This window comes from Methylophaga sp. UBA5088, assembly GCF_002414625.1.
In the GTDB taxonomy this organism is placed as follows: domain Bacteria; phylum Pseudomonadota; class Gammaproteobacteria; order Nitrosococcales; family Methylophagaceae; genus Methylophaga; species Methylophaga marina.
This window is the reverse complement of sequence record NZ_DIAC01000036.1, coordinates 2,570-6,439: the sequence shown is the minus strand read 5'-3', so window position 1 is coordinate 6,439 and position 3,870 is coordinate 2,570. Positions and strand designations below refer to the sequence as shown.

5 protein-coding genes are annotated in these 3,870 nt (G+C 41.2%); all 5 read right to left on the bottom strand.

The genetic code is table 11. The features are described from left to right. Positions 1-401: hypothetical protein (locus tag B4K20_RS04925; RefSeq protein WP_289282082.1), on the bottom strand; the 401-nt coding region annotated here is incomplete at its 3' end. A 44-nt stretch (positions 402-445) separates the two neighbouring features. Next, positions 446-1,471 carry a sodium:calcium antiporter gene (locus B4K20_RS04920; RefSeq protein WP_289282081.1) on the bottom strand — a complete coding sequence of 342 codons (1,026 nt, stop codon included), beginning with the start codon at positions 1,469-1,471 and terminating at the stop codon, positions 446-448. 279 nt (positions 1,472-1,750) lie between these two features. Continuing rightward, entirely contained in the window at positions 1,751-2,284 is a 534-nt protein-coding gene (locus B4K20_RS04915; protein ID WP_289282080.1) for a WG repeat-containing protein, read from the bottom strand. Positions 2,285-2,389: 105 nt separating this feature from the next. After that, complete coding sequence (locus B4K20_RS04910; protein WP_289282079.1) at positions 2,390-2,779, bottom strand: hypothetical protein; 390 nt, start codon at positions 2,777-2,779, stop codon at positions 2,390-2,392. Positions 2,780-2,875: 96 nt separating this feature from the next. Beyond that, positions 2,876-3,870 (bottom strand): IS4 family transposase (locus B4K20_RS04905; protein WP_289282078.1); only part of this gene is annotated, 995 nt, incomplete at its 5' end.

Here is a 3,870-nt window from a genome sequence, read left to right as displayed (position 1 = left end):
GACTGTTCAAAAGGCATCACTTTGCAATGATTTTCCTTAGCAAACGACGCTAACGCAGATGAGTCATCCTTATCCTTTTTCACCTGCAGAGCCAGAGCCACGCCAGGATTGACACAACACCCTATCCAATCTTCAAGATACTCATGCTCTAAAGCCAACAACACCCCACCTAATACCGGTAACGGCTTGTTGGCGATGTAGATATGATTGTAATCGGCAACAATATCAGGTTCATTTTTGATGATGTTATGTTGTTTAAGCGTCTCTAATGCTTTTTGAGTTTCTAATGATGGTTGAACGTTTCCTGCTGAGGCTTTAAGAAGAGACATTAAGGCTTGCTCTGATGATGCCAAAGACATGACCGGACACAGCAAAAGCGCTAATAAAATCACCCTTTTCATAGACTCACCTCATCATTCAACTGCATAGTATTTTTCATATGCGCTTAGCTGGTCACAACAACAACGGCCAATGCATACAGTATTAGCACCATAAAGCCTTCAAAGCCAATATTGCCAATACCATTTCGCTTCCTACGCAATAAACCTAGTAGAAGAACCGTACTCATCAATAAATTAATGGTCAGTATGAATGCCGTGTCTTGTGTTGTGGCGTGATAGATTGAGCCATCTTGATAAGCAAAGTCAGAAAAGGCTAAAAACAACACATCGAAACTGTTTCCACCAATAATATCGCCAACAGCTAATGTAAGCGCCCCCATCCGAACAGCAAACAAAACCGTCACTAATTCAGGTAGTGACGTGGCAACAGAAGTAAATAGCGTCCCAACCACTGTCTCGGAAAGCCCTGTGATTCTGGCGATGGCAATACCAGTCTCACCTATGCCATAACCTGCAAAAGCAATAGCCACAGCATAGCCACTAAATTTCCACCATAAAATTGATAACTTACCTTCTGGGATGGATGTCTCACTTTCTGGCTTGGTCTCTTTGGTTTTCGAAGCAAACCAAAGTGGTTGATGTTGAGTATCGGAAATTAGGCGTAAACCAAAGCCATAAGACAGTAATAAAATGATAGACACGGGATGAATGGCAAAAATAGTGACATCGGGCCCCGTTAATCCCACCAAGGCAATCGACAGCAGAGCAATCAACAAAGTGCATTGAACTAAATTTTCAAGTGAGGCCGCTGCGTGCTCCAAGTTAGCACGGCGGTAAATCATATCAGCGAATATTAAAAAGGTCGTTTGTGCAGCAATGCCGCCCACCGCATTACTGACAGCAAGATCCGCATAACCTTGCCAAGCTGTGCTCACTGACGTGATGATGCCCGGTAGTGAAGTGGTACCGCCCAAAAGTACGGCACCAAATAAGGCAGATCCTATCCCAGTACGTTTTCCCAAGGCATCAGCTAACCGAGTGATACGCACACCAACAAATAAAATAATAATGGTACAAATAGCGAAGCTAATGTAGGTAGCTGCTGGCCATCCCACGAACAAATCAATCATGAGAGAGAAAAGCCTGTTAATTTGATTGTGTTATTTCGCACTTTCCGCACCTCATATGAGCGTTAGCTTATTGTGTGAAATGATGAATACTTGATTAAGCGATTAGTTTACTTATTGATTTTTAAGGACCAGTCAGCATCTTTGATAAACACCGCTTCTACTAGTATGCAGACTAAAGTTCTTTTATGTTAGCCCTATCAGTGATAATAGTCTGAACATAGGGCTGGACGGCGTTCCCTGTCAACATATTGCATCAGCAACATACTTTTCTTAATAATTTTACTGGCGAGGAAGTTCAGAAGACTTGTATTTGACCGGTACCACTTCCTCTCCTTTCTTGTTTATGTAGCCCCATAAGCCACCTTCGAGTGCTTGGTGGCCATCTTCCATTGGAGTAAGAATACAACCGTTACAGACAAGGGCCAAACCTTCATGAAATGGCCATACCCAATCATAGTCAGGTGAAAGTATCAACTCAAAATGCTTATTATAGAATTCGATTTTCCCGTTTTTCTGGGGGCGAGTTAATCCTTCTTGAAAATAGTCAGCACCGTTATCGTAGAACATGACAGGCAGAAATCTGCCATCCGGTTTCACGTAGAAATACTGACCAGATATGAAAAATACCGCCAAATCTTCAGTTCCAAAATGAAGTTTCTCTCTATGCTCTGGTGATATTCGCAACACACCAGCGGCATAAGAAGCACAGCTATCAAACACTTCCCATTCTGGATATTGATACTTCTCAGTCTTCTTTGGAAGATAACCACAAGATCCAAAGTCTTCAGCCTGCACTGAGCCAATAAAAATCATGATGAATGTTGAGATGACTCTTTTCATAGACCTTATAACCCCGGTCGCAAAGGTCAGCGTTAGCGAGTCCAGGCCGCGCTTCTTACAGCTGATTTTGCCTACCTTTTAGGTGTGTTTAAGTACATATTTATTAAATAGTTTGATTATGCCAAAAAATAACCCAACATAGATAAAAGAGAATATGAAGCCGGTTATTGGTGCAAAAGTTCGCCCTGTATCTTGAATGTAACGATTCATTGCTTCTTCTGCGTCAGAGGTAAACTCAGCATCGGAAAAACTTCCATCCTTATCTAAATCGTAAGAATCAAGCTCTTGTTTAAGTTGATAATTGGTAAGCTCGGCTGAACCAACTATGAACACATAAAGAATGACGCAACTAATACCTGCAAGTTTACCTAAACCTTTTACAGGTAAAAGATTTTCTTTAGATAGTACATAAACTACAAACGGCAATCCGAATAAAAAAAGTAGATAAAGTACAGCTTCAATTTGCATAGTCAGAACACCTAACGCCTATCTTAGATCAACGTTAGATCAAGGTAATAGATCATAGATCAAGGGGTCAGCTACTGACGGATCCCCACAAATAATCTAGTCATAAACTGGCACCTGCATCAACAACTGTATTTTTTTATTCGCTGCTTCCCATTCTCGTTTTTTTAATCGTAATCGTCGATCTCGAAATGCTCTCAATCCAATATATTGATAGGATAAAACAGACCGTGTTTTAATCGAATTCGCTTGATAACCAAGATGACTTTTAGTCAGTGTCATGACCATTCCAAGCAAAAATAGAACGTATTGAGCTAGCATGGCAATCAGTAATAAAACACAGAGATAATGTAACTTGCGTGTTTTGCTTACATTAAAGTTGAGCCCTGTTTTTAAGTCTCGAAAGCTTTCTTCAATTTGCATTCGTGTTCGATAGAGTTTCACTACCTTTTTGGTATCTCTTATTTTATTACACGTTAATGAAGTGGCGAGTAACCAGGGCTCTTGCTCACGGCTGGCATTAGAACGTGAGTTGGAACTGGCACGTGAACATTCACCTGTTGCTGTGAGCTTTTTACGGCCTTTGCTTATTTGTTTATAAACGACAAGATGCGTTATAAAGCTGTTCTTAGGCCTCATCCTATATTGGCCTAAATACTTTTCTCGTGTGGTGGCCTGTTGATAAAGTTCACGTGTTAAAAACCAGTCATCCTCCTCGTGTTGTTGACACATGGTTTTGTTTCTAACCCGTCCAACATAATCCCAGCCTAAGGAAGTAATGAGCTGAAACCAAGGTAGTCGGAAACCCGCATCACTGACGATAATAGGTTTAATATCAACCGGCAACATGGCTTTAAGTCTTTCCATAAACTGTTTATGAATAGTGGGTTTGTCTTTTTCAGCTACGGTATAGATTTGCTCGTGCAGGGTCAGTGAGCGGCCATCAATTGCCACTGATGCCCGTAATAAAAAGTGTTGTTTGCGAGGATCTAAATCAGACCAGTCGACCAAAATAACGGGATGAGTTTGTTGACCAATTAACCGCATCGCCAAAGCCGAATAAATGGCCCCGATTTCATGGTAAAGATGTGGAT